A 23,767-nucleotide genomic window follows, 5' to 3' on the forward strand; every position below is an offset into this window, starting at 1 on the left:
TGGGCCGGCGCCTGGCAGGCCGCCAAGAGCGAAGAAGGCTGCCGCAGAGATGACTATCAGGAGAAGGGCTGCTCCCGGCCACATCCACCGCGACGCCGGCATGGATAGCAGCGACAATCGCGCCGGCGGCGGCGCGGCGGCGCCTCGCGATTCCGAGTCACGCAGCCAGGCGTCGATTTCATCCGTGAAGGCGAAAACAGATCGTCCCCGCCCGCCGGGAACGCGGCGCACCGGAAGTGCCTGCGCTTTTTCCCATCTGCGGACAGTCCCGACGTCGCGACCCAGGTAGTCCGCGATCGCCTTCCACGAGTCCAGCCGGCGGTTACCCTCGGGGGAAGGCTGCATTTGGGTCCTTTCTACACAAAGAGCACTAATGCGCGCAAATGCCGATTGAGGTGCGTGCGCCGCGTGGACGATGCTCGGCTCCTCCAAACTCAGAGAGGAGCTCCCCATGCGACCTGCGACGCATCGTGTATCGACGTGTGCCGCGCTGATCGTCAGCGCGCTCGTGCTTCTGACGCCGCGCACCCAGGGTCTGGGCGGCGGAACCTGGCAAACGCGGGCGCCGATGCCGACGGCCCGGGTCGGAAGTCCGCACGCCGTCCTGGACGGAAAGCTGTACGTGGCCAGCGGCTGCTGCGTCGATCCACTGAGCGTGGCGCCCCTGCGCTTCACCCAGCTCGAGATCTACGACCCGCAGACGGATGCCTGGACGACCGGCGCGCCGATCCCGATTGGCGTCTACGCGGCGACCGCGGGAACGATCAACGGGAAGATCTATGTCGCCGGCGGTCAGAGACAATCCGGCAACATCGCCAACCTGCAGATGTACGACCCGGCCACCAACGCGTGGTCCGAAGGGCCGGCGCTGCCCGAGGCGGCCGCGGCGACAGCCGGCGGCGTCATCGCGGACAAGCTGTATGTCGCCACCGGGATGAATCCTGACAACACCACCCCGGTGACGTCGCTGCGGATCTTCGATCCCGGCACGGGCCAGTGGTCCACGGGAGCGTCGATCGGGACGGCGCGCGCGCACGCGGCAGCCGCGGTCCTCGGCGGCAAGCTGTACGTCGTCGGCGGGCTCACGACCGGGCCCGTGAACACGGTCGAAGTCTACGATCCCGCGACCAACGGATGGCAGACGCTGGCGCCGATGCCAACGGCGCGTTACGGGGCCGGGCTGGCGGTGCTGAACGGGATCCTGTATGCCGCAGGCGGCAGCAACAACGTCCAGGAGCTCGACATCGTCGAGGCGTACGATCCGTCCACCAACAGCTGGGTTCAGCTCGAGCCGATGCCGGCGGCACATTACCTGCCGGCGGCGGTGATGGTGATCGACGGCGCGCTTCACGTGATCGGCGGTGCGGACGCCGACAACGTGCAGACCGCCACGCACCATCGCTACAACCTGCCGGCGCCGACCATCCAGTTGTCCGGCACCGGCACGTTCGTCTACAGCGGATCGCCGCGAACCGTGTTCGCGTCGGTCAGCGGCATCAACGGAGCGTTCGTCAACGGCACCACGACGATTGCCTACTCACCGGGCGGGGTGAACGCTCCGGTCGGCGTCGGCAGCTACGACGTCACGGTGACGTTCACGAGCAGCGATCCCGGCTACGATGACGCCTCGCTCACAGTGCCGGCCGGCATCGTCATCACTCCATCGAACGCATTCATCAACGGCCCGAACGGCGTCACCGCCGAAGCCACGGGCTTCGGCGGAGGGATCGCGACGTTCACCGTGAGCGCGTTCGATTCCGACGGACCGCTGATTCCGGGCTGTGCCCCGTCCTCCGGATCGATCTTCCCGCTCGGCACGACGGAGGTGACGTGCACGGCGCAAGGTCCCAACAGCTCGCTGGCGACGCTGACGTTCCCTGTGAACATCACCGACACCCGGCAGCCGATCATCGGACCGGTGGCAAACGTGTTCGCCACGGCGACGTCCGCGGCGGGCGCGAACGTCACGTATCAGCTCCCGTTCATCGCCGATGCCGCCGATCCGAATCCGGCGGTGACGACGTCGCACGCCTCCGGATCGCTGTTCCCGCATGGCATGACCTCGGTGCTGATCACGGTACGTGACGCGTCGGGCAACACGGCGACGCGGAACCTGAACGTGACGGTGAATGCCGGCCTGCAGTCGATCGCCGTCACGCCGGGATCCACGACGGTCGCGCCGGGACAGGGCCGGCAGTTCACGGCGACGGGGGCGTTCACCGACGGCACGTCGAAGATCCTGCAAGGACCGTCGAGCGGACCTCCATTCAGCGGACCTGGGAATCACCGCTGGCAAGTACGGTTCCTGCCGGGCCTCGGCGTGGATCCCTGCGGCACGGTGAACGGCGGCCTCTCGAGCCAGGGGTTCACCCCCGACGCCAGCGGCGCGGTCGACCAGCTGTGGGGACAGACCAACAATCTTCTGGTCCGCGCGACCGGCACGGCGACTGACACGAGCGTGGCGTTGACGATCGCCTGCACGAACCCGGCGGTGCCCGCGTCGGTGTCGCTCAACGCAACGTGGACGGGAACGCGGTTCGAAGGAGCGATGACGGATTTCGGCGGCAGTCCCGTGCAGGTCTCGATTACCGGATGGTCGCCGAAGGCGCCGCTGCCGGCGCCGCGATTCGGTTCGGGTGCCGCGACGCTGGCCGTCAACGGCGCGGATGTCGTGTATGTGGTCGGCGGCACGATCGGCGGCGCCGCAACGGACGCGCTGAACGCGTATCACCCGGCGACGGACACGTGGACGCCGGAGGCGGTGCTGCCAACGCCGCGCGACGGCGCCGGCGTGGCCGCGCTGAACGGCCAGTTGTTCGTCGTCGGCGGAACCGCTGGCGGCGCGGCGAGCGGCGCGGTGGAATCGTTCGACCCGCAGACGGGCGTGTGGACCACCGGCTGGCCCGCGCTGCCGACGCCGCGGTCGAACTTCTCGCTCGTGGCGGCGAACGGCCGCCTCTACGCGATCGGCGGCACGGGCGCGGGCGGCGTTGTCGATACCGTCGAGCGGTTCGATCCGGCAACCGGCTGGACGACGCTCGCGCCGCTGCCGCTCGCCCGCGAGGGAACGGCGGCGGGGGCGCTCAACGGCGGGACCCTGATCGTTGTCGCCGGCGGCGCGCCGGCAGGCGGCGCCGCGGTCAACCGGGTCGATCTCTACGACGTCGCGTCGAACACGTGGACGCAGGGCCCGAACCTGCTGGCGCCGACGGCCGGCGCAAGCGGCGTGGTGGCGATGAACGCGTTGTTCGTGTTCGGCGGATCGAACAACGGGGCGCTGAAGCTCGCCGAGATGTACCGCCCCGTGGCAGGTTTGCAGCCTGATGGCTGGGCGGCGCTGTCGCCCATGACCACGGCGCGGACACGCGCGGCCGCCTCGCTCGTCGGCGACGTCATCTACGTGGCCGGCGGCCAGACCGGCTTCCCGGTTGCTCAGGATCCCTCGGGGGTGCTCGAGGCGTTCAGCGTGCAGTCACCGCAACTGTTCTCGCTGAGTCAGGGCAACAGCGGCAGCAGCGCACAGCCGGTCGTGGCGTGGCGCGTGTCGCCGGCAGCAGGCGTCGCGACGATCTCTCCATTCGGGTTCGCGAACGCAACCGCCGCGGGTCAGGCGACGATCATCGCCGAAGCGGCCGGCATCTCGTGTGAGACGACGAACACGTGCGGGGCCATGACGGTGGAGGCGCCCGACACGACGCCGCCGGCGATCACGAGCGTCACCGCGAGTCCGTGGCTGCTGCTGCTGCCGTTCGGACAGATGGTCCCGGTGACCGTAAGTGTGACCGCGACGGATCTCGTCGACCCGGCGCCCACGTGCGGCATCGTCGCCGTGTTCAGCAGCGAGCCGGTCGGGACCACCAGTCCGGACTGGGAGTTCACGCCAGGGTCACTGACGGTCCGGCTGCGGGCCGAGCGCAATGCCACAGGACCCGGCCGCCTCTACCTGATCGTGGTCGGCTGCGCCGATCGGTCCGGGAACGCGTCCTACGGCGCCACGCTGGCGTTCGTGCCGCGGCTCTTCTAGGAGGACTAAGATCGAGAGCGCTTGCTGACACGGTTCGCACCCGCGCCGACGGGATGGCTGCATCTCGGGCACGTCCTCAACGCCGAGTACGTGTGGGGTAGCCATCATCGAGTCATTCTGCGCATCGAGGATCACGATCGCGAGCGATGCCGGCCCGAATACGAGGCCGGCATCCTCGAAGATCTGGCGTGGCTCGGCTACGTGCCGGACTTCCCCGTCGTCCGCCAGAGCGATCGTGATGCCGTGTATCGGCGGGGCGTCGACGCGCTGATCGCGCAGGGCCTCGTCTACGCGTGCGACTGCACGCGAAAGGACATCGAGGCGCGAGCGGCCGGCGCTGATCGGCCAGCGCCCATCGACTCCGGCGCGGCGGAGCTGGTCTACGACGGCCATTGCCGCGGCCGCCGCCTGGCGATCGCCGACGGGGTCGGCTGGCGCGTGCGAATGGATCCGGGGGTCGAACGGTTCGACGACCTGCTGGCCGGTCCGCAGGCGCAGGATCCGTCCGGGCAGTGCGGCGACGTGCTGATTCGCGATCGGCTGGGCAACTGGACCTACCAGTTCGCGGTCAGCGTGGATGACTTCGATCAGGAAATCGATCTGGTGATCCGCGGGATCGATCTGCTCGCGTCGACGGGACGGCAGATCCGCCTGGCGCGGCTGCTGGGGCGGACGCAGCCGGCGGCGTTCATGCACCATCCGCTGCTGATGAAATCGCCGGCGCAGAAGCTGAGCAAGTCCGACGGCGACACCGGCGTCCGCGAGCTGCGCGCGCGGGGGTGGACGCCGGCGGACGTGAAGAGCGCGGCGATTCAGGCGTTGAGGGACGGCGCGGCGTAGCCCTCGGGCGCGTCTTTCCCGCCGAAGTATTCCTTCTCGTCGGGCCGCCGTATCTCGTGGTGCGCGACGATGCGATCGCGGCGGAGGCCGCGGAAGTCGTCGAGCGAGCGCCACCCCCTGCCGGCGTTCTTCTCGAGAAACGCCTGCATCCCGGCGATCAATCCTTTGATCACGTTCGGCCCGATCGCGTGATCGAGCATCGCCGCCGTACACACCTGCGCCGTGCCGCAGCCGAGCAGGAAGTAATTGAGCGCCTGCGAGAAGTCCGAGATCCCGCCGATCCCCGAGAAGCTGCGCGACGGAAACGCCGTCGTCATCTGCGCCATCTTCGCCATCGAGAGCGGCAGGATCGCCGGTCCGCCGAGTCCGCCGTAGGACACCTTGCCGTCGACGTTGACCTCGAATTCGAGCGAGTCGAGATCGATCGGCGGCAGCGAAGTGAACGTGTTGGACGACGAGATCGCGTCCGCGCCGGCGTTGAACGCCGCCTCCGCTTCCTTGGCGATGTTGGTGGTGGTCGGCGTGAGCTTCACCCACACCGGCCGCCGCGCGACTTCCTTCACCGCGCGGACGACGGTGTCGATCAGCTGCACGTTCTTGCCGATGTTCGATCCCATGTCGACGCGGTCCATGTGCGGACACGAGAGGTTCAGCTCGAAGGCGTCGACGCCCTGCTCCTGGCACGCCGCGGCCAGCTCGCGCCAGTGGTTCAGCTCGTTCTCGTCGGCGGACCCCGCCATGATCGACGCGACCAGGACCTTGTGGGGAAAGGCGTCCTTGATCTTCTTCAGGCGCGGCAGCCACCAGTCGAGCGGCTTGTCGGAGATCAGTTCCCAGTTCCACGACGAGTGCAGCGCCGTGTTGGGCCGCTTGTCCATCGACATCCGGTAGCTGTCGATCGCGGACCGCAGGAACTTCGTCTTCGGTCCCTTGACGTTGACCACCGGGTGCATGCCGATCGTCTTGACGACGACCCCGCCCCAGCCGGCCTCGAACGCCCGCATGATGTTCGCGTCCGACTCGGTCGGCGGGGCCGACGCGAGCAGGAACGGATTCTCGAAATCGATTCCGGTGAACCGCGTCGCCAGCATCGTGCTCATGGCGTTCTCCTGAGGCGGATGATACCCCCGATCCCCCGATCCCCGACTGTGCTACCTTCCGCCCATGCCAAGAATCATCAAGGGCGGGCTGATTCAGGTCAGGGCGGACGTCTCGCTCGAAGGGTCCACTGACGACGTGAAGCGGCGGATGATCGAGAAACACCTGCCGCTGGTCGAGCAGGCCGGCGCGCGGGGCGTGCAGGTGCTCTGCCTGCAGGAGCTGTTCTACGGGCCCTATTTCTGCGCCGAGCAGAAGACGCGGTGGTACGAGCTGACCGAGCCGATCCCCGACGGACCGACGACGAAGCAGTTTCAGGACATCGCGAAGCGGCTCGGCATGGTGATCGTGCTCCCGATCTACGAGGTCGAGAACACCGGCGTCTACTACAACACCGCCGCGGTGATCGACGCGGACGGCCGCTATCTGGGCAAGTACCGCAAGCACCACATTCCGCAGGTCGCGCCCGGCTTCTGGGAGAAGTACTACTTCCGTCCGGGCAACACCGGCTATCCGGTGTTCCAGACCGCGGCCGGGAAGATCGGCGTCTACATCTGCTACGACCGCCATTTCCCGGAAGGAGCGCGCATCCTCGGTTTGAACGGCGCGGAGATCGTGTTCAACCCGTCGGCGACCGTCGCCGGACTGTCGGAGTATCTCTGGAAGCTGGAACAGCCGGCGCACGCGGTGGCGAACGGCTACTTCGTGGGCGCGATCAATCGGGTGGGGACGGAAGCGCCGTGGAACATCGGCGAGTTCTACGGCCAGAGCTACTTCTGCGATCCGCGCGGCCGGTTCATCGCCGAAGCCAGCCGCGATCGCGACGAGCTGGTCGTCGCCGATCTCGACCTCGACGTGATCAGGGAAGTCCGCGACACCTGGCAGTTCTACCGGGATCGGCGGCCGGAGACCTACAGCGCGATCACCGCGCTGTAAGCGGTGGCTCGCCGAGACGAGCCGACGGCAGACGCTCCGGCACCAAGACCACGAAGACCACGAAGAACACCTGATTGTTCGTGGTGATCACCGCGTTGTAAGCAGTGCCTCGCTGAGACGGGCCGACGCACTCAGGGCGTGGTCACCAGCGGCGCGATCTCCACCGGATCGACGAACGGCATCATCCGCCGCAGGTTCGCGCCGACGCGCTCGATCTGGTGCGTCTGCTCGCTGGCGCGCTGCGCGTCGAACGTCGGGCGTCCCGCCTGGTTCTCGGCGATCCACGCCTTGGCGTACGTGCCGTTCTGAATCTCGGTCAGCAGCGCCTTCATCGCCCGCCGCGTCTCGTCGGTGACGATGCGCGGCCCGGCGGTGTAGTCGCCGTGCTCCGCCGTGTCGCTGATCGAGTAGCGCATGTAGCTGAGGCCGCCGCGATACATCAGATCGACGATCAGCTTCAGCTCGTGCAGGCACTCGAAGTACGCGACCTCGGGCTGATACCCGGCCTCGACCAGCGTCTCGAATCCCGCCTTCACCAGCGCGCTGACGCCGCCGCACAGCACCGCCTGCTCGCCGAACAGGTCCGTCTCGGTCTCTTCCGCGAACGTCGTCTCGACGACGCCGGCGCGGGTGACGCCGAGCGCCTTGCCGTACGACAGGGCCAGCGCGCGCGCCTGCCCGGTGGCGTCCTGATGCACGGCGACCAGCGCCGGCGTGCCGCCGCCCTCCTTGTACAGCTCGCGGACGCGATGCCCGGGCGACTTCGGCGCGATCATGGCGACGTCGACGCCCGCCGGCGGCGCGATCGCGCCGAAGCGGATGTTGAAGCCGTGCGCGAACATCAGCATCTTGCCGGGCGTGAGGTGCGGCTCGATGGCGCTGCGGTAGAGCGCGGCCTGCGAATGATCCGGCGTCAGGATCATGATGACGTCCGCCCAGCGCGCCGCCTCCGCGGGCTCCAGCACCGTCAGCCCGTCCTTCTCCGCCTTGGCCCGCGACGCGCTCGCCGCCGGCAGCCCGACGCGGACCTCGACGCCGCTGTCGCGCAGGTTCAGCGCATGCGCGTGCCCCTGCGATCCGTAGCCGATAATCGCCACGCGCTTGTTCGCGATCAGCGCGATCTCCGCATCCTTGTCGTAGAACATCTTCGCCATCAACGTCCCCTTGTCAGACTGAGCAGGAAATGCCGCTGTCGAGCGGAATGTCGTCCTCGATCGTGGTCCGCGCCGCGTACGCCGCGGCTGCGGCCGCCCCCGCCGTCGCGGCGCCGCGCGACATCGCCACGCGGCCGGTCCGCGCCATCTCGAGCACGCCGTACGGCTTGAGCATCTCGACCAGGCTGTCGATCTTCGCCTCGGGACCCGTGGTCTCGATGACCAGCGAGTCGGGCGAGACATCGACCACCCGCGCGCGGAACACCTGGACCAGCTGCATGATCGGCCCGCGCGACGCCTCGGTGGCGGCGACCTTGATCATCGCGAGATCGCGGTAGACCGCCGGCACCGGCGTCACGTTCTCGACGGTGATGACGTTCACCAGCTTGTAGAGATGCGCTTCGATGCGCGCCACCATGATGTCGTCGACGTCCATGACGATGGTCATGCGCGACACGCCGGGCCGCTCGGTCCGCCCGACGGTCAGCGACTCGATGTTGAAGCCGCGGCGGCGGATCAACGAGGTCACCCGCGTCAGCACGCCCGGCTGATCTTCCACGTGGACGATGAAAGTAGTTTGCATAGCGTGTCTCGCCAGTAGCGGTCGCGAAGGCCCGGTCTAGGCGTCAGCCGCGGTTTCGACGATCGGACTGGGACGCCGGATCATCTGATCGAGCGCCGCGCCCGCCGGCACCATCGGATACACCGTGTCTTCCTGTTCGACCGCGAAGTCGATCAGCACCGTCTGCGCCGACGAGCGCGCCGCCTGCACCGCGGGAACGACCTCCGCGCGCTGCCGCACGCGCTGGCCGCGGATGCCGTAGGCCTCGGCGATCTTGACGAAGTCCGGGCTGAGCAGCGGCGTCGCCGCATAGCGGCGCTCGTAGAAGAACTCCTGCCACTGCCGCACCATGCCGAGGTAGCCGTTGTTGATGACGGCGATGTTGATGTCCAGATCTTCCTGAACGATCGTCGCCAGCTCCGCCATCGTCATCTGGAAGCCGCCGTCGCCGACCACCACCCAGACCTCCGCCTTGGGGCGGGCGATCTTGGCGCCGATCGCCGCCGGCAGCGCAAACCCCATCGTCCCCAGGCCGCCCGAGGTAATCAGCGACCGCGGCACGTCATGGTGGTAGTACTGCGCTTCCCACATCTGGTGCTGGCCGACGTCGGTGACGACCAGCGCCTTCCCGTTGGTCGCCCGCCAGAGATCGTGGATGACGTGGGCGGCATAGAGATGCCCGCTGTCGGGCAGGTTCTTGATGTCGAGGACGGCGACGCCGCCCTTCAGATCGCTGATCGCGCGCAGCCACGGCTGACGGTTGCCGGCGGCCACCTCCGGCAGCATGCGGTCGAGCACCGCGCGCACGTCGCCGACGATGCCGACGTCGACGCGGACGTTCTTGTTGATCTCGGCGGGATCGATCTCGACGTGGATCTTCCTCGCGTTCGGCGCGTAGCTGGCGAGGGTGCCGGTGACGCGGTCGTCGAAGCGCATGCCGAGCGCGATCAGCAGATCCGCCTGCTGGATCGCCGTGTTCACCCACGCCTCGCCGTGCATCCCCATCATCCCGAGGTTCAGCTCGTGCGACGCCGGGAACGATCCGATGCCGAGCAGCGTCATCGCGACCGGAATCTGGCCGCGCTCGGCCAGGGCGCGGACCTGGGTCATCGCGTTGCCCAGGATGAGGCCGTGGCCGGCGAGAATCACCGGCCGCTCGGCGGCGTTGATCAGCGCCAGCGCCTCGCGGTACTCGCGCTCCTGCGGCGGCAGCGCCGGGCGGCCGTGCGGCCGCGGCGCCGCGGCCTCCCAGTCGAAGGTCGCCGTCGACTGCTGCGCGTCCTTGGTGACGTCGATCAGCACCGGGCCGGGACGGCCGTTGCGCGCGAGATAGAACGCTTCGCGCACCGCCGGCGCCACGTCCGAGGCGCGGGTCACGAGGTAGTTGTGCTTGGTGACCGGCAGCGTGACGCCGGTGATGTCGGTCTCCTGGAAGGCGTCGGAGCCGATCAGACGGCTGCCCACCTGCCCGGTGATGCAGACGATCGGCGACGAGTCCATCATCGCCGTCGCCAGGCCGGTGACCATGTTGGTCGCGCCGGGACCCGAGGTGGCGATGGCGACGCCGACCTTGCCGGTGGCGCGCGCGTAGCCGTCCGCCATGTGCGTCGCCCCCTGCTCGTGCCGCGTGAGGACGTGGCGGATCGGATAATCCAGCATCGCGTCGTAGGCGGGCAGGATGGCGCCGCCGGGATAACCGAAGATATCGGTCACCCCCTCGCGGACGAGGCATTCCCAGAGAATCTGCGCACCCGTTTTCTTCATGTCGTCACAGCGCTCCCGTCACCGCGTCGCGCGTGGGCGAGGGCACCGTCGAGGGCGCCGAGGATGCGCGGTAGGTGCCGAGCGTGCGCACCCAGCGCGCGAACTCGGCGAGGTTCACCAGCGCCCGCGCGCACTGCAGGTCGTCGCGCGAAACCGCCAGGTCGGCGTAGAACATGTACTCCCACGGCCGGCCGCGCAGCGGGCGCGACTCGAGCTTGGTCAGATCGATGTTGCGCAGCGCGAACACGCTCAGCGCGCGGAACAGCGCCCCGGGCGCGTTGGGCAGCGCGAACGCAATCGTCGTCTTGTCCGCCCCCTCGGTCATCGCCTGGCGCGCGATGACGAAGAAGCGCGTGATGTTGGTGTCGAAATCCTGCAGCCCTTCCTTCAGGATCTCGAGCTGGAAGACTTCGGCGGCGCGGCGCGAGGCGATCGCCGCGGCATGGTGCATCCCCCCCTCGCGAATCAGCTTGGCGCCGCCGGCGGTGTCGTAGACCGCCGCGATCTCGACGTTCGGCAGCCCCTTGAGGAAACGCTCGCACTGCGCCAGCGCCTGGGGGTGCGAGTGCACCACCTGGATGTCCTCCATGCGCACGCCGGGCAGGACCAGCAGGCAGTGCTCCACCTTCAGCTCGACCTCGCCGACGATCGGCAGCTCGTGCTCGACCAGCAGGTCGTAGTTGCGGTGGATGCTGCCGCCGATGGAGTTCTCCATCGGCAGGATGCCGCGCCCGGCACGCCCCTCCGCCACCGCCTGGAAGACCTCCTCGAAGCTCTTGCAGGGCACGGAAATGGCGTCCGGCTCGAACGCCAGCAAGGCGGCCTCGCTGTAGGCCCCCGGCTCTCCCTGGAAGGCAATCCGCATGGTTCCCGGCATTGTGCTGGACCTCCGATCTATGCGTCAATCTAATAGTTTTTACAGCATGATAAGCGAACATTATCAAGCGGCTTTCGTGCGAGTATTCCGCCTTCCGGGGGGGCGTGACCCAATGAGCCTGCTCATCACCAACGGCCGGATCGTCACCGCGTCCGACGATTATGCCGCCGATGTCCTCTGCGACGATCACGGGCGCATCGCCGCGATCGGCCGCGACCTGCCGTCGCATCGCTTCCCGGCGGACCGCGTCATCGACGCCGCCGGGCAGTACGTGCTGCCCGGCGGCATCGACGTGCACACGCACCTGGACATGCCGTTCGGCGGCACCACGTCGGCCGACGATTTCGAGACCGGCACCATCGCCGCCGCGTTCGGCGGGACGACCAGCCTGGTCGACTTCGCGATTCAGTATCGCGGGCAGACCATGCGTCATGCGCTCGACGAGTGGATGCGCAAGGCCGCCGGCAAGGCGGTGATCGACTACTCGTTCCACATGATCGTCACCGAGCTGCCCGACGCGGGCCTCGCCGACATGGACGCGATGGTCCGCGACGAGGGAATCACCAGCTTCAAGCTGTTCATGGCCTATCCCGGCGTCTTCATGGTCGACGACGCCACGATCTTCCGCGCCCTGCGCCGCACCGGCGACAACGGCGGCGTCATCTGCATGCACGCGGAGAACGGCGGCGTGATCGATCTCCTCGTCCAGGAGGCGCTGCGCAAGGGACAGAAGGCGCCGAAGTACCACGCGCTGACGCGGCCGCCGCGCGCCGAGGCGGAGGCGACCGGCCGCGCGATCGCGCTCGCCGAAATGGCCGGGGTGCCGATCTACATCGTCCACCTCTCGTCCGCCGACGCGCTGCAGAAGGTCCGCGAGGCGCGCGACATGGGGCTGCCCGCCTATGCGGAGACGTGTCCGCAGTACCTCTTTCTCTCGTACGACAACTACGAGGAGCCCGGCTTCGACGGCGCGAAATACGTCATGTCGCCGCCGCTGCGCGAGAAGTGGCACCAGGACGTGCTCTGGAAGGGGCTGAGGCAGAACGATCTGCAGGTCATCTCCACCGACCACTGCCCGTTCTGCATGGCCGGCCAGAAGGAGCTCGGCGTCGACGACTTCAGCAGGATCCCCAACGGGGCGCCGGGGATCGAGACCCGGCTCACGCTGGTGCACAACGGCGGCGTGCGCCAGGGGCGCATCGGGCTGAACCGGTTCGTCGAGCTGTGCTCGACGACGCCGGCGAAGATGTTCGGGCTGTTTCCGCGCAAGGGGACGATTGCCGTCGGCAGCGACGCCGACATCGTGATCTTCGACCCGAAGAAGACGCAGCGGCTCGGCGTCAAGACGCTGCACATGCGCGTCGACTACAACCCCTACGAAGGGACCGTGGTGGAGGGCGCGCCGAGCGTCGTCATCTCGCAGGGCAAGGTGATCGTCGAGGGGGACAGGTTCGTCGGCGCGAAGGGGGCGGGCCGGTTCGTCAAGCGAGGCCCGAGCCTCGCGCCGGCGGGCCTCTGAGGTCTGTAATCGAAGGGTCGAAGGATGCGAAGGCAGGCGAAGGAGCGTCGAAGGAGGCTCTTCTCCTGTTCGAAGGAAGCGAAGGTCGAAGGGGCGCTGCGATCCTTCGTCGTTCGCTTCTTCGCCCTTCGACCTTCGCCGCCTTCGACCAGAGAGCCGGTCTCCTTCGAGTTCCTTCGCCGACCTTCGTCTTCCTTCGACTCCTTCGATTAAGAGGTCAGTGATGCCGTCCCAAATCACCCTCACTGACGGCCGCGTCGAGCTGGCGGATCGCGCACGCGTCGAAGCCAGTCCTCTGTACAACGACGATCTCGCGCCGGTGCCGATCCGGGAGCGCACCTGGACCACCTACAACTACGCGGCGCTGTGGATCTCGATGGCCCACTGCATCCCGACCTACATGCTCGCCTCGGGGCTCATCGCGTCGGGCATGAACTGGTGGCAGGCGCTCGTCACCGTCGGGCTCGGCAACACCATCGTCCTCATTCCGATCCTGCTGAACTCGCACCCGGGCACGAAGTACGGCATTCCCTTCCCCGTCTTCGCGCGTGCCGCCTACGGGACGATCGGATCGAACCTGCCGGCGTTGATGCGCGCGTTCGTCGCCTGCGGCTGGTTCGGCATTCAGGCGTGGATCGGCGGTGAAGCGTTGAACACGTTCTTCGCCACCGTCGTCCCCGGATGGCCCACGCTGCTCGGCGGCGGGTTCGGCGGGCACACCGCGACCGAGTGGCTGTCCTTTCTGCTCTTCTGGGGGCTGAACATCTTCGTCATCTATCGCGGCATGAACCTGCTGCGCCGCGTCGAGAACTGGGCGGCGCCGTTCGTCCTGATCATGACCGCCGGCCTGCTGGCGTGGGCGATCTGGCGCGCCAACGGGCTGGGGCCGCTGCTCGCCGACCCGGGCCGGTTCGCCAGCGCCGGCGAGTTCTTCAAGGTGTTCGTCCCCTCGCTCACCGCGATGATCGGCTTCTGGGCGACGCTGTCGCTCAACATGCCGGACTTCACGCGGTTCGGGCGCAGCCAGCGCGAGCAGGTCGTCGGACAGGTGGTGGCGCTGCCGACGACGATGTTCGTGTTCGCGGCGATGGGAGTGATGATCACCAGCGCGACGGCGGTGATCTACGGCGAACTGATCTGGGATCCGATCAAGCTGGTGGGACGCTTCCGCGATCCGTTCGTGATTGCGATCTCGATGTTCACGGCCGTGGTCGCGACGCTGGCGGTGAACATCGCCGCCAACGTGGTGTCGCCGGCGAACGACTTCGCCAACGCGTTTCCGCGGGCGATCTCGTTCAAGACCGGCGGGCTGATCACCGGCGTGCTCGGCATCGCGATCCAGCCGTGGCGGCTCCTCGCCGATCCGTCGGGCTACATCTACACCTGGCTGCTCGGCTATTCGGGCGGGCTCGGCTCGATTGCGGGAGTGCTCATCGCCGACTACTGGATCGTGCGCAAGACGGAGCTGCGGCTGGAGGACTTGTATCTGGCCGACGGCGCGTATCGCTACACCGCGGGATGGCACGTGCCCGGGGCGGTGGCGACGGCCGCCGGCTGCGCCGCGGCCTGGTCGGGCGTAGTGATCCCGGCCCTGCGTCCCGTGTACGACTACGCCTGGTTCATCGGTTTCGCCGTGGCGGCTGTCGTCTACCTGGCGCTGGTGCGGCAAGGGACCAGGTCTGCAAACGGGCAGTCCCGGGTGCCAGGTCTGTAGAGCGGCAGTTCCCCGTCTCCCGGTGCCAGGTCTGTAGAGCGGCAGCCCCCGGTGCCAGGTCTGTGAACCGACAGTGTCCCGGTGCCAGGTCTGTAGAGCGGCAGGCCCCGGTGCCAGGTCTATGGAGCGCCAGCTCCCGGGTGCCAGGTCTGTAAACCGGCGGCCGCACGTGAGCAGACGGGCAGCCTCGGCGATCCCACGTGCGTAAACCGCCGTCCGGGCTGACAGGCTGCGTGGCAGAATCTGCGCTATGGCACCGCGATGCGCCGTTTCGTAGACCTGGCCCCCGCACTGGCGGCGGCGCTGGCGGTGCACGGCGCCGCCGCGGCCGCGCAGGCGCCCACGACGTTCGACGCCGAGTACGCCCGACTGACGCAGGGACGCACCTACACCCGCGACGTGAAGACGGGAGCGCTGAAGCGCAAGCACGGCGCCCACGCATACTGGCTCGTCGTCCCCCCGTCCTACGATCCCGCGAAGAAGTATCCGGTCCGGTTCCAGCTGCACGGCGGGGTGATGCGCGACGATCCGTCGCTCCGCGGCGACGGCACCGTCCGCCTCGCGGGAGCCGAGCAGATCTACATCATGCCCGCGGGCTGGAGCGAGGCGCCGTGGTGGAGCGACACGCAGGTCGCCGCGTTGCGCGGGATCCTCGAGGACGTCAAGCGCGATTACAACGTGGATGAGAACCGGGTCGTGATCTCGGGCGTCTCCGACGGCGGCACCGGCGTGTTCTACGTCGCCATGCGGGACACGACGCCGTATGCCGCGTTCGTTCCGCTGAACGGCTACGTGCTCGTGCTGCGGAATCCCCAGCTCGAGATCCGCACCAGTCTGTTTCTCAACAACCTGCGAAACAAGCCACTCTACGTCGTCAACGGCGGCAAGGACCCGTTGTACCCGATCGAACTGGTCGAGCCGTCGATCGCGTACATGCGCGAGCTCGGCGTCCCGATCGAATACCGCCCGCAGCGCGACGCCGGCCACGACACCAGCTGGTGGCCGACGCTGAAGGACGACTTCGAGCGCTTCGCCGCGTCGCGGCCGCGCGTGCCGCTGCCGGATCGGCTCACGTGGGAAGTGTCGGACACGCGGACCCTCAACCGCGCGCACTGGCTCGTGATCGACGCGCTGGGCAGCTCGGCGTCCGACGCCAGGCTCGACGACCCCAACGTCGCCGGCGGGCAACGCGTCTTCACAAACGCCAGGTCGGGCCGCGTCGATCTCGTGCGATCGAAGAACACGATCCACGCGTCGACGCGCGGGGTGAAGGAGTTCACCCTGCTGCTGTCGCCGGAACAGTTCGACTTCACCCAGAACGTCGTCGTCAACGTCAACGGACGCGTGGCGTTCGACGGACGGGTCGACAAGAACGTCGATACGCTGCGCAAGTGGGCGTCGCGGGATAACGATCGAACGATGCTGTTCGCGGCCGAGATCAAAATCAGGCCGTGAAGCGCGAGGAGCGAGGCGCGAGGAGCGAGGAGCGAGGATCGACGAGCGAGGAGCGGGCCTCGACGTCAGACGTCGCGCAGCGCCGCGATCGGATCGACCCGGGTGGCGCGGCGCGCCGGAACGTAGCACGCCAGCAGCGCGACCGCCGCAAGCACGCCGGCGGAGGCGGCGAACACCGTCGCGTCGCGCGGCGTCACGCCGAACAGCAGCGATTGCAGGTAGCGAGTCAGCAGCGCGGCTCCGCCGATTCCGAGAGCGATGCCGGCCACCGTGGTCCGCAGCCCCTCGCCGAGCACCAGCGTGAGAATCGATCCAGGACCCGCGCCGAGCGCCTGCCGGATGGCGAGCTCGCGCCTGCGCTCCGCGACCGCCGACGACAGCACCCCGTAGATGCCGATCGCCGAAAGCACCAGCGCGGCCGCTCCAAACAGCGCCAGCAGCACGGTCGGCGTGCGCCGCGGCTGCAGTGACCGCCGGCGCCATTCGTCCAGCGGCCGCACCTGCGAGATGGCCTGCTCGGGATCGACCGTCTGAACCGCCGCGCGCAGCTGCGGCGCGATCGACGCGGGATCGACCGACGTCTTGACCACGATGCCCATGACCGATTGCGCCACCTGGCCGACGTTGAAGTAGATGCGCTCCTCGGGCACCGGCCGCGCCAGATCTCCCTGGTTGATCGTGCCGACGACCCCGACAATCGTGTAGTTGCGCGGGCTGTCGAAGTTGAGCTGCCGACCGATCGGATCGGCGCCGGCGAAGTGGCGGCGCGCGAGCAGCTCGTCGATCACGACCACGCGCGAGGCGGACGCCGTGTCGCCGTCGTTGAACACGCGTCCGGCGCGCAGCGGGATCTCCAGCGCGCGGAAGAAGTCGCCGCCGACGGTGTTGAGGAACGCGTGCGGCGGCGGATCGGTCGGCGCGATCGGACGATCGACGATGCGATAGGTGCCCGAGCCGTCCTGTCCCGAGAACGGGACGGCGCCGGTGAGCGCCGCCGCGCGGACGCCGGGAATGCCGCGGAGTTCGCCGAGCAGCCGGGACCAGAAGGCGCGCATCGCCGCCGCGTCGCGGTACCGCGCGCGCGGCAGTGCAAGCTGCGCCGACAATACGCGCTCGCTCGCGAAGCCGGGATCCACCCGGGTGACGCGCGCGAAGCTCTTCATCAGCAGCCCGGCGCCGGCGACCAGCGTCACGGCGACGGCGATCTCGGCGACGATCAGCGCCGCCCGTGCCGTTCGGGTTCGCCGTCCGGGCGAGGCGCGGCCCGCATGCTCTTTCAACGCCGTTGCCGTTGCGCCGCGGAGCACCGTCAGCGACGGCACCACGCCGAACACGACGCCGGTCAACAGGGCGACGGCCGCGGTGAACGCGAGCGCCGCCGGATCGACGGCCGCACCCGAGGCGGAGGGGATCTGGTCGGCGACCATCGCCGCGAGCCCGCGCACCGCGAAGACGGCGACGGCGAGTCCGGCGGCGCCGCCGAGCGCGGACAGCACGGTGCCTTCGACCAGCAGTTGCCGCACGATCCGCCACGGGCTCGCGCCGAGCGAGCTGCGGATGGCGAGTTCGCTGCCGCGGCCGGTCGCGCGCATCAGCAGCAGGCTGGCGACGTTGGCGCAGGCGATGAGCAGCACCAGCAGCACGCCGCCCTGCAGCAGCAGCAGCGGCGTCCGCGCCTCGCCGACGAGCTGTTCGCGCAGCGGCACGGCCACGCCCGTGAACCCCGAGTTGCGCATGTATGCGGCGCGCGCCGGCAGGCGGTCGATCAGCCGCGAGACGATGGCCCGCATCTGCGCGTTCAGCTGATCGATCGTCGCCCCCGGGCGCAGCCGCGCGATCATGAAGCTGAACTCGTTGCCGCGGGCCTGGTCGGACATCTGCCCGGGCGTGAAGGCGAACGGCGTCAGCAGCGCGACGTCGCGCAGCGGCAGATCGAGGTCGGCCGGCAGCACGCCGACGATCTCATGCGGCTCGCCGTCGAGCTGTATGGAGCGGCCGATGATGCCGGGATCGCCGCCGAACCGTCCGCGCCACGCCGCGTCGGTGAGGATCACGCGACGGTTCGCGCCAGGAACGGCTTCGTCCGCGGTGAAGGCGCGCCCGAGCGCCGGACCGCGTCCCAGCGTCGAGAAGAACGATGGTGTGACCGCCAGCGCAACGAGCTGTTCGGGGCGCCCGGCCGCGGAGAGGGTGGCATTGCGCGGCGTGAACAACGTCGCGTCCTCGATGGCCGGCGCGTCGGCGCGGCGATCGAGATAGTCGGGGATCGCGACGTTGGTGCGCCCGCCGTCCTTGCCGGAGTTCCAGATGAACACCAGCCGGCCGGCGTCGCGGTACGGCAGCGGACGCAGCAGCGCCCGATAGACCAGACTGAAGATCGCCGCGTTCGCGCCGATGCCGAGCGCGAGCGTCAGGACGGCGACGAACGTGAACTGCGGCTGCTTGCCGAGCGAGCGCAGCGCGTAGCGGAAATCCATGAGGGCTTAGATGCGCCCCCGTCCCGCAGGGTTGACAGACGCGGTGACCGGTGATCCCGTTGCAGGACCCGGTCACCCGTCGCCGGGTTCCCGGCTACCAGCGCGGCTCGCGACGGCCGCCGCGCCCGCCGCCGCCACCGCCGCCGTAGCCGCCACCGCCGCCGTAGCCGCCGCCGCCGCCGTAGCCGCCGCCGCCGCGGTAGCCGCCGCCGCCTTCACTGCGCTCGGCGCGCGGGCGCGCCTCGTTGACCGTGAGATTGCGTCCGCCGAAGTCCTTGTTGTGCAGCGTGTCGATCGCGCGCTGCGCGTCTTCGTCGGTCGCCATCTCGACGAAGGCGAAGCCGCGGGCGCGGCCGGTCGCCATGTCGCGCATCACCTTCACCGACTCGACTGCGCCGGCGCCGGCGAACAGCTCCTGCAGCTCCGCCTCGCCTGCCGTGAAGGGAAGGTTGCCGACGTAGAGTCTCCGACCCATGACTGATTACTCCTGCCCCGTGAGGGGACCATGGACCGGATCGTCAGCGTCCGGTCGTTGTGCGGGAAACCTGCTGGGCGGGGCTCGGAGCTCTATACAAGGAGGCGGGCTGTCGTCCAACCTGACGCGCCCAGCCTAGCACAGTCGGCCATAATCTCCTCCGATGGGACGCGCGCGGAGGGCCCGACAGGAGCGGCAGGGGGAAAAGACGGCAGGATCGCGCGCCGGCGGATGGGGCAAGTACGCAGCGGCGGCGCTGGCGATCGTCGCGCTCGCGCTGGCGGCGTCCCGGCTGCTCGTCCGCACCCAGGTGAACTGGAAGGACGGGTCCCCGGCCTGGTCGCCCGACGGCAGGCGAATCGCGTTCTACTCCGAGCGCGACGGCAACGCCGAGATCTACCTCATGAACGCGGACGGCACCGGCGTCCGCCGGCTCACACGCTCGCGCGCCGACGAGGGCTATCCGGCGTGGTCCCCGGACGGGCGGACGATTTCGTTCGATTCCGATCGCGACGGCAACTTCGACGTGTTCGCCATGGATGCCGACGGCAGCAACGTCCGCCCGCTCACCCGGCACGGCGCGCGCGACGTGTCCGCGGTCTGGACGCCGGACGGCACGTCGATCGTGTTCATGTCGGATCGCGAAGACGGCGGGTTCGACCTCTATCGCGCGGCGGCGGATCCATCCGCGGCCGCGACGCGCGTCACGCGCACCGGATCGGCATGGTTCCCGGTCTTCTCGCCGGACGGAACGACGCTGGCGTTTCACGTCGGCCGCGACGTCCACACCATGCGTCTCCCGAGCCATGTCGAGCGGCCGGCATCCGGCGGCGAGCTCCGCCGGCTGACGACCGATCCGGCCAACGGGATGTATCCGTCGTGGGCGCCGGACGGCAAGCGCCTGGCCTTCATGAGCTGGCGGAACGGGAAGACCGAGATCTTCACGATGAACGCGGATGGATCCGATCAGAAGACACTGGTCTCGATGGATCGCGGCGACGCGATCGATCCGCGCTGGTCTCCGGATGGATCACGGATCGCCTTCGTCCACATGCCGGACGGAATGAACGGGAGCGCGGCGATCGTCTGCACGGTCAATGCGGACGGCACGGCGCTGCGTCACCTACGATAGCCAGCGGCTGCCCTGCCGGCGGCGCAGCCGCGGACCGGCGATGAGGGCGAGCCCGTACAACGCGAATCCAACGAACAGCGTGGCCGGCTGTCCCGCGCGGAAGTCCTCGAGCAGGAACTTCAGGCCGGTCAGCAGGAGGAGCGGGTACACCAGCCACGCCCCCTCGACGACGGACCAGAAGCGGTCGGCCAACGCCAGCGTCAGGATCGCCGCGACGAGCAGCGCCGTCCGAACCGTCGCGACGAGGCCCGGCGATGGCGCGCCGGGGCTCGACGGAGGCAGGATCCAGCCGACCGTCACGCCAAGCACACCGCCCAGCAACAGCACGAGCACGAGCAGGCGCGGCAGGCGACGCTCGTCGGAATGCGCGTTCGCGGCTGCCTCGAGGCCCAGCCCCCACATGGCGGCACCGCAGAGGACGAGGACGGCGAGCATCGCGACGGAAGGTCTGCCCTCCGGCACGAATGGCAGCCCCAGACCGTAGAGCACGTGCGGGAGCAGGCCGGTCGTGACGACGGCAGCCGTCAGGTAGACCGCCGCGTGAGCGCGGTAGGTGACGCGTCTGGACAGCCGTCCGGCCCACGCGGCAATCACCCCGAACACGGCGTAAACCGGCCCGACACTGGCCGGGGACACCTCGATCGCGCCGCCCACCACGGCGAGCACCAGCCCTGCGGACGTGTAGAACAGGTAGTTCCGGCGGCGGCTCTCCCGGCGTTCGACGAAGACCGCCGCCGCGGCGTAGCAGCTCGCGGCGAGAAGGAGGATCGCCGCGCCGAGCGGAAGCCCGCCGCTGCCGACCATGCGCGTCAGGTAGACCGCGCCGCCCAGCCCGGCGCCCGCCACCCCGATCGACTGCGCCACTTCGAACGGGATGACGTCGCGGTTGAGCACGAGCGTGCGCGCGGCAAAGCTGCCGAGGTATGCGACGAGCAACAGGATCTGAGCGCCGAACCCGATGGCCGGCGTGTCGGCCGCGCCGGCGACGGCGCGAAGCGACAGGATGAGGATTGCCAGATCCGCCAGCAGCGCGGCCGGCCAGCGAAGCAGCGTCCAGTCGAGCACGTACCCGAGCCACAACGTCGCCACCCCAAGGAGCACCAGGAACAGCGCGAACGGGCCGAGTTGCGCGGTGCTCACCACAAGCGCCGTGGCCGTCGCCATTCCGCCCATCGTCGCGACCCACGCGAGGCCGTGCAGGCGCCGCCGCCAGCTGACCGCCAGCGCCAGAGCGGTGCAGGCACTCAGGGCGACCGCGGCGGGCGCGGCGCCGAGGAAGTGGTAACGGGTCGTCGCCTCGAAGAGCAGCGGGAACGCGATCAGGACGAACGCCAGGCCGTGGAACGTGGCACTCGCACTGCGCGCATGGCCGCCCGCGCGGTCGGCCATGGCGATCCACGACGCCGCAAACGCCAGGCCGAGGAGGACGCCGAGGCCTGCGTCGAGCGGGCCCGACTCGGTCAGGGCACGCAGCAGGAACGCGCCTGCGAGCACGAGAAGCGTGCGGCCGAGCAGGGCGACGAGAGAGCCGACGTCGGGCATCCCACCGGGCGGATGGGCGGCGACCCGCGGGACGGCCTGGTCCGGCGCGCCGGCGGCGCGTCCGGCTGCGACGGGCTCTCGGGCCTCGAGACGATCGAGGCGCCGCTCGATCGCCGTGAGGCGGCCATCGACCAGCTCCCACTTCACCTCGAGCGGTTCGATCTCGGAGAGCCGAACTGACATGGCGCCTCCTCACAACGGCCCGGCCGGCAACGAGAAGCCGCGGCTTTCCTCAAGCCTCGTGGCCGGACAGCTGCTCCTTGTCGGACCACGGGGGGAGCACCTTCAGCAGCACGGCCAGAATCGCGAACGGCAGCAGCATGATGACGATCGCGGGCAGGAGCCCCTCGCGCGTCGCGAATCCCATCTTGTAGGTCGTGTATCCCAGCAGGCTCTTCGAGAACAGCTGGCCGCCGATGACGACGTTCCACCGCATGGCGAAGATGCCGATCAGGGTCAGCGTGCCGGCGACGGCGTAGATGCGCCGCCGCGCCACGTCGTTGAACCGTACGAGCTGGACGGCCGCCAGCATGAGGATCGGGGCGATCGTGCCGAGGCAGATCTGCACCACGATGTGCGAGACGAACAGCCGCGTCTTCACCATGAAGTCGAGCGCGCCGAAGGAGTCGCCGGCCTCGTAGATCCGGTGGATCAGGTCGAGCGTCTCGAGCGAGAAGTCGATGACGAACGCATAGAACAGGTAGCGCGCGATCGTGTCGAGGCACACCATGTCGATGCGCGTGCCGCGGCGCCACGAGAGCGCCATGTAGAGCAGCATCACGATGGCGATGCCGGAGACGATCGCCGAGAACAGGAAGACCACCGGCATGAGCGGCGTGGACCACCAGGGGTTGGCCTTGACCGACCCGAAGATGAACCCGACGTACCCGTGCAGGAGGAACGCCGACGGGATGCCGACGATGGTGATGATTCGCCCGAGGCGGTCGTCCAGACGGAGGGCCTCGGGGCTGACGTCGTCCGACCACAGGGTCAGCGCGCCGTAGAACCACCGCCTGACGCCGGTGCTGGCCTTCCACGTCTGTACGAGGTAGAGGCGATAGTCGAACCAGATCTCGAGCACGAGCACGCCCATCAGGTACCAGAGGTAGACGAAGCCGAACATCGCCATCGCCGAATCGGTGTGGGGCGTGATCATCATCTCGAACGACCGCTCGGGATGTCCGAGGTGCATCTGCAGCGGCAGCGGGGCGACGATCAGGAACGCCAGAGCGGTCAGCAGGGCGAGGCGGTACGTCGGACGGACGGCGGCCACGTTGAACACCCGCTCGAGCGAGGCCAGGATGAAGGCGCCGGCGACGAGTCCCGTCAGGAACGGGTAGATGACGATGAGCACGCTCCACTGGAGCTCGATCTCGTTCGGATAGATGAAGCCTTCGACGCCTGGCATGTCTCCCCCTCAGCGGACGGCGCCGTCAAGGCCGTTGTAGTAGACCTTGGCACCCGTCGCCAGTTCCGGCTTGAGCACGTGAATCCTGTGCGTGCGGAGGAACTCGTGCACCGGATCCTTCGGGTCCTTGAAGTCGACGAGTTTCCGGGCCCCGGTCGGACAGACTTCGGCGCACGCGGTCGTCAGCCCCTGCGTGATGCGGTGATAGCAGAGCGTGCACTTGTCGGCGGTGTGCGTCCGCGGATCGATGAACCGGCAGCCGTACGGACACGCCTGGACGCAGTAGCGGCATCCGACGCAGCGTTCCTTGTCGACGAGCACCACGCCGTCGGGGCTGTCGAACGTCGCACCCACCGGGCAGACCTGCGTGCAGGGCGAGTCCGCGCAGTGGTTGCACATCTTGGGGACGAAGAAGGTCTTGAATCGCCCCCCGGGGTTGTCGATCTGCGGAAATCCGTCGTAGCCGCCGTTGGGTGAGTCGACGAGCGGGTGCTCGGGATCGGCGGGGTCGACGCGGTACCGCTCGACCCAGGTCCGGAAATACCCGTCTTCGAGCGGAACGTTGTTCTCCTCCTTGCACGCGCGCACGCAGTTTCCCGAGCCGATGCACGCGTCGACGTCGATGGTCATGCCCCACCAGTGATCGGCGATCCGGTAGTTCGGCGCCTGCTCCGGGGCTCCGGCCACGATGTACTCCCAGGCCACCGTGGCGGCGCCGGTCAGCAGGACGTACCGCGTCGACTGCTTCAAGAATGCGCGGCGGTTCTGGTCCACGAACCCTCCTGACGTG

At 68.8% G+C, this 23,767-nt stretch carries 17 protein-coding genes; 7 read left to right on the plus strand and 10 right to left on the minus strand.

The annotated features are described in order from the left end of the window. The first annotated feature begins 451 nt into the window (after nt 1-451). Nucleotides 452-4,024, plus strand: a complete 3,573-nt coding sequence (locus VFK57_02020; protein HET7694458.1) for a kelch repeat-containing protein — start codon at nt 452-454, stop codon at nt 4,022-4,024. A 21-nt stretch (nt 4,025-4,045) separates the two neighbouring features. Next, nucleotides 4,046-4,864, plus strand: a complete 819-nt coding sequence (locus VFK57_02025) for a glutamate--tRNA ligase family protein (GenBank protein HET7694459.1) — start codon at nt 4,046-4,048, stop codon at nt 4,862-4,864. On the opposite strand, the gene VFK57_02030 is transcribed toward VFK57_02025, so the two are convergent. Then, nucleotides 4,837-5,964 (minus strand): hypothetical protein, encoded by a 1,128-nt coding sequence (locus tag VFK57_02030; protein ID HET7694460.1) that lies wholly within the window; start codon nt 5,962-5,964, stop codon nt 4,837-4,839. The two genes, VFK57_02025 and VFK57_02030, sit on opposite strands and share 28 nt — an antisense overlap. A 64-nt stretch (nt 5,965-6,028) precedes the next feature. On the opposite strand from VFK57_02030, the gene VFK57_02035 reads away from it, so the two are divergent. Further along, entirely contained in the window at nt 6,029-6,898 is an 870-nt protein-coding gene (locus VFK57_02035; protein HET7694461.1) for a nitrilase-related carbon-nitrogen hydrolase, read from the plus strand. A 131-nt stretch (nt 6,899-7,029) separates the two neighbouring features. Here the strand turns inward: VFK57_02035 and ilvC are convergent, their stop codons facing one another. From ilvC to pheA, 4 genes are read right to left on the minus strand one after another with little or no spacing between them, the layout of a single operon-like run. Continuing rightward, a complete protein-coding gene (gene ilvC / locus VFK57_02040) occupies nt 7,030-8,052 on the minus strand; it encodes a ketol-acid reductoisomerase (GenBank protein HET7694462.1) in 1,023 nt (340 codons plus the stop codon). Between the two features lie 13 nt (nt 8,053-8,065). Further along, nucleotides 8,066-8,635: an acetolactate synthase small subunit gene (gene ilvN / locus VFK57_02045; protein ID HET7694463.1), complete on the minus strand. Its 570-nt coding sequence runs from the start codon at nt 8,633-8,635 to the stop codon at nt 8,066-8,068. Nucleotides 8,636-8,671: 36 nt separating this feature from the next. Further along, nucleotides 8,672-10,378, minus strand: coding sequence for a biosynthetic-type acetolactate synthase large subunit (gene ilvB, locus VFK57_02050; protein ID HET7694464.1), 1,707 nt, complete (start codon nt 10,376-10,378; stop codon nt 8,672-8,674). Between the two features lie 4 nt (nt 10,379-10,382). Continuing rightward, nucleotides 10,383-11,243, minus strand: coding sequence for a prephenate dehydratase (gene pheA, locus VFK57_02055; protein HET7694465.1), 861 nt, complete (start codon nt 11,241-11,243; stop codon nt 10,383-10,385). Between the two features lie 124 nt (nt 11,244-11,367). Between pheA and hydA the strand changes: the two genes are divergently transcribed. From hydA to VFK57_02070, 3 genes are all read left to right on the plus strand, one after another. After that, entirely contained in the window at nt 11,368-12,774 is a 1,407-nt protein-coding gene (gene hydA, locus VFK57_02060) for a dihydropyrimidinase (protein HET7694466.1), read from the plus strand. Between the two features lie 223 nt (nt 12,775-12,997). Beyond that, entirely contained in the window at nt 12,998-14,488 is a 1,491-nt protein-coding gene (locus tag VFK57_02065; protein HET7694467.1) for an NCS1 family nucleobase:cation symporter-1, read from the plus strand. 261 nt (nt 14,489-14,749) lie between these two features. Next, complete coding sequence (locus tag VFK57_02070; protein HET7694468.1) at nt 14,750-15,943, plus strand: hypothetical protein; 1,194 nt, start codon at nt 14,750-14,752, stop codon at nt 15,941-15,943. Nucleotides 15,944-16,008: 65 nt separating this feature from the next. Here the strand turns inward: VFK57_02070 and VFK57_02075 are convergent, their stop codons facing one another. Together VFK57_02075 and VFK57_02080 are read right to left on the minus strand one after the other, a co-directional pair. Further along, the gene (locus VFK57_02075) at nt 16,009-18,420 is read right to left on the minus strand and encodes an ABC transporter permease (protein HET7694469.1); all 2,412 of its coding nucleotides are present in this window, start codon (nt 18,418-18,420) and stop codon (nt 16,009-16,011) included. A gap of 94 nt (nt 18,421-18,514) precedes the next feature. Then, nucleotides 18,515-18,895 carry an RNA-binding protein gene (locus VFK57_02080; protein HET7694470.1) on the minus strand — a complete coding sequence of 127 codons (381 nt, stop codon included), beginning with the start codon at nt 18,893-18,895 and terminating at the stop codon, nt 18,515-18,517. A gap of 163 nt (nt 18,896-19,058) precedes the next feature. Between VFK57_02080 and VFK57_02085 the strand changes: the two genes are divergently transcribed. Beyond that, nucleotides 19,059-20,027, plus strand: a complete 969-nt coding sequence (locus tag VFK57_02085) for a hypothetical protein (protein ID HET7694471.1) — start codon at nt 19,059-19,061, stop codon at nt 20,025-20,027. On the opposite strand, the gene VFK57_02090 is transcribed toward VFK57_02085, so the two are convergent. Genes VFK57_02090 through VFK57_02100 form a run of 3 tightly spaced genes read right to left on the minus strand, consistent with a single transcriptional unit; the run spans nt 20,019 to nt 23,751 of the window. Beyond that, a complete protein-coding gene (locus VFK57_02090) occupies nt 20,019-21,752 on the minus strand; it encodes a hypothetical protein (GenBank protein ID HET7694472.1) in 1,734 nt (577 codons plus the stop codon). The two genes, VFK57_02085 and VFK57_02090, sit on opposite strands and share 9 nt — an antisense overlap. Before the next feature lie 49 nt (nt 21,753-21,801). After that, nucleotides 21,802-22,977, minus strand: coding sequence for an NrfD/PsrC family molybdoenzyme membrane anchor subunit (gene nrfD, locus VFK57_02095; protein HET7694473.1), 1,176 nt, complete (start codon nt 22,975-22,977; stop codon nt 21,802-21,804). Nucleotides 22,978-22,986: 9 nt separating this feature from the next. Then, on the minus strand, nt 22,987-23,751 hold the full coding sequence (locus VFK57_02100; GenBank protein HET7694474.1) for a 4Fe-4S dicluster domain-containing protein: 765 nt from the start codon (nt 23,749-23,751) through the stop codon (nt 22,987-22,989). Between the last annotated feature and the right edge of the window lie 16 nt (nt 23,752-23,767).

The organism is Vicinamibacterales bacterium, from assembly GCA_035699745.1.
Taxonomy (GTDB): Bacteria; Acidobacteriota; Vicinamibacteria; order Vicinamibacterales; family 2-12-FULL-66-21; genus JAICSD01.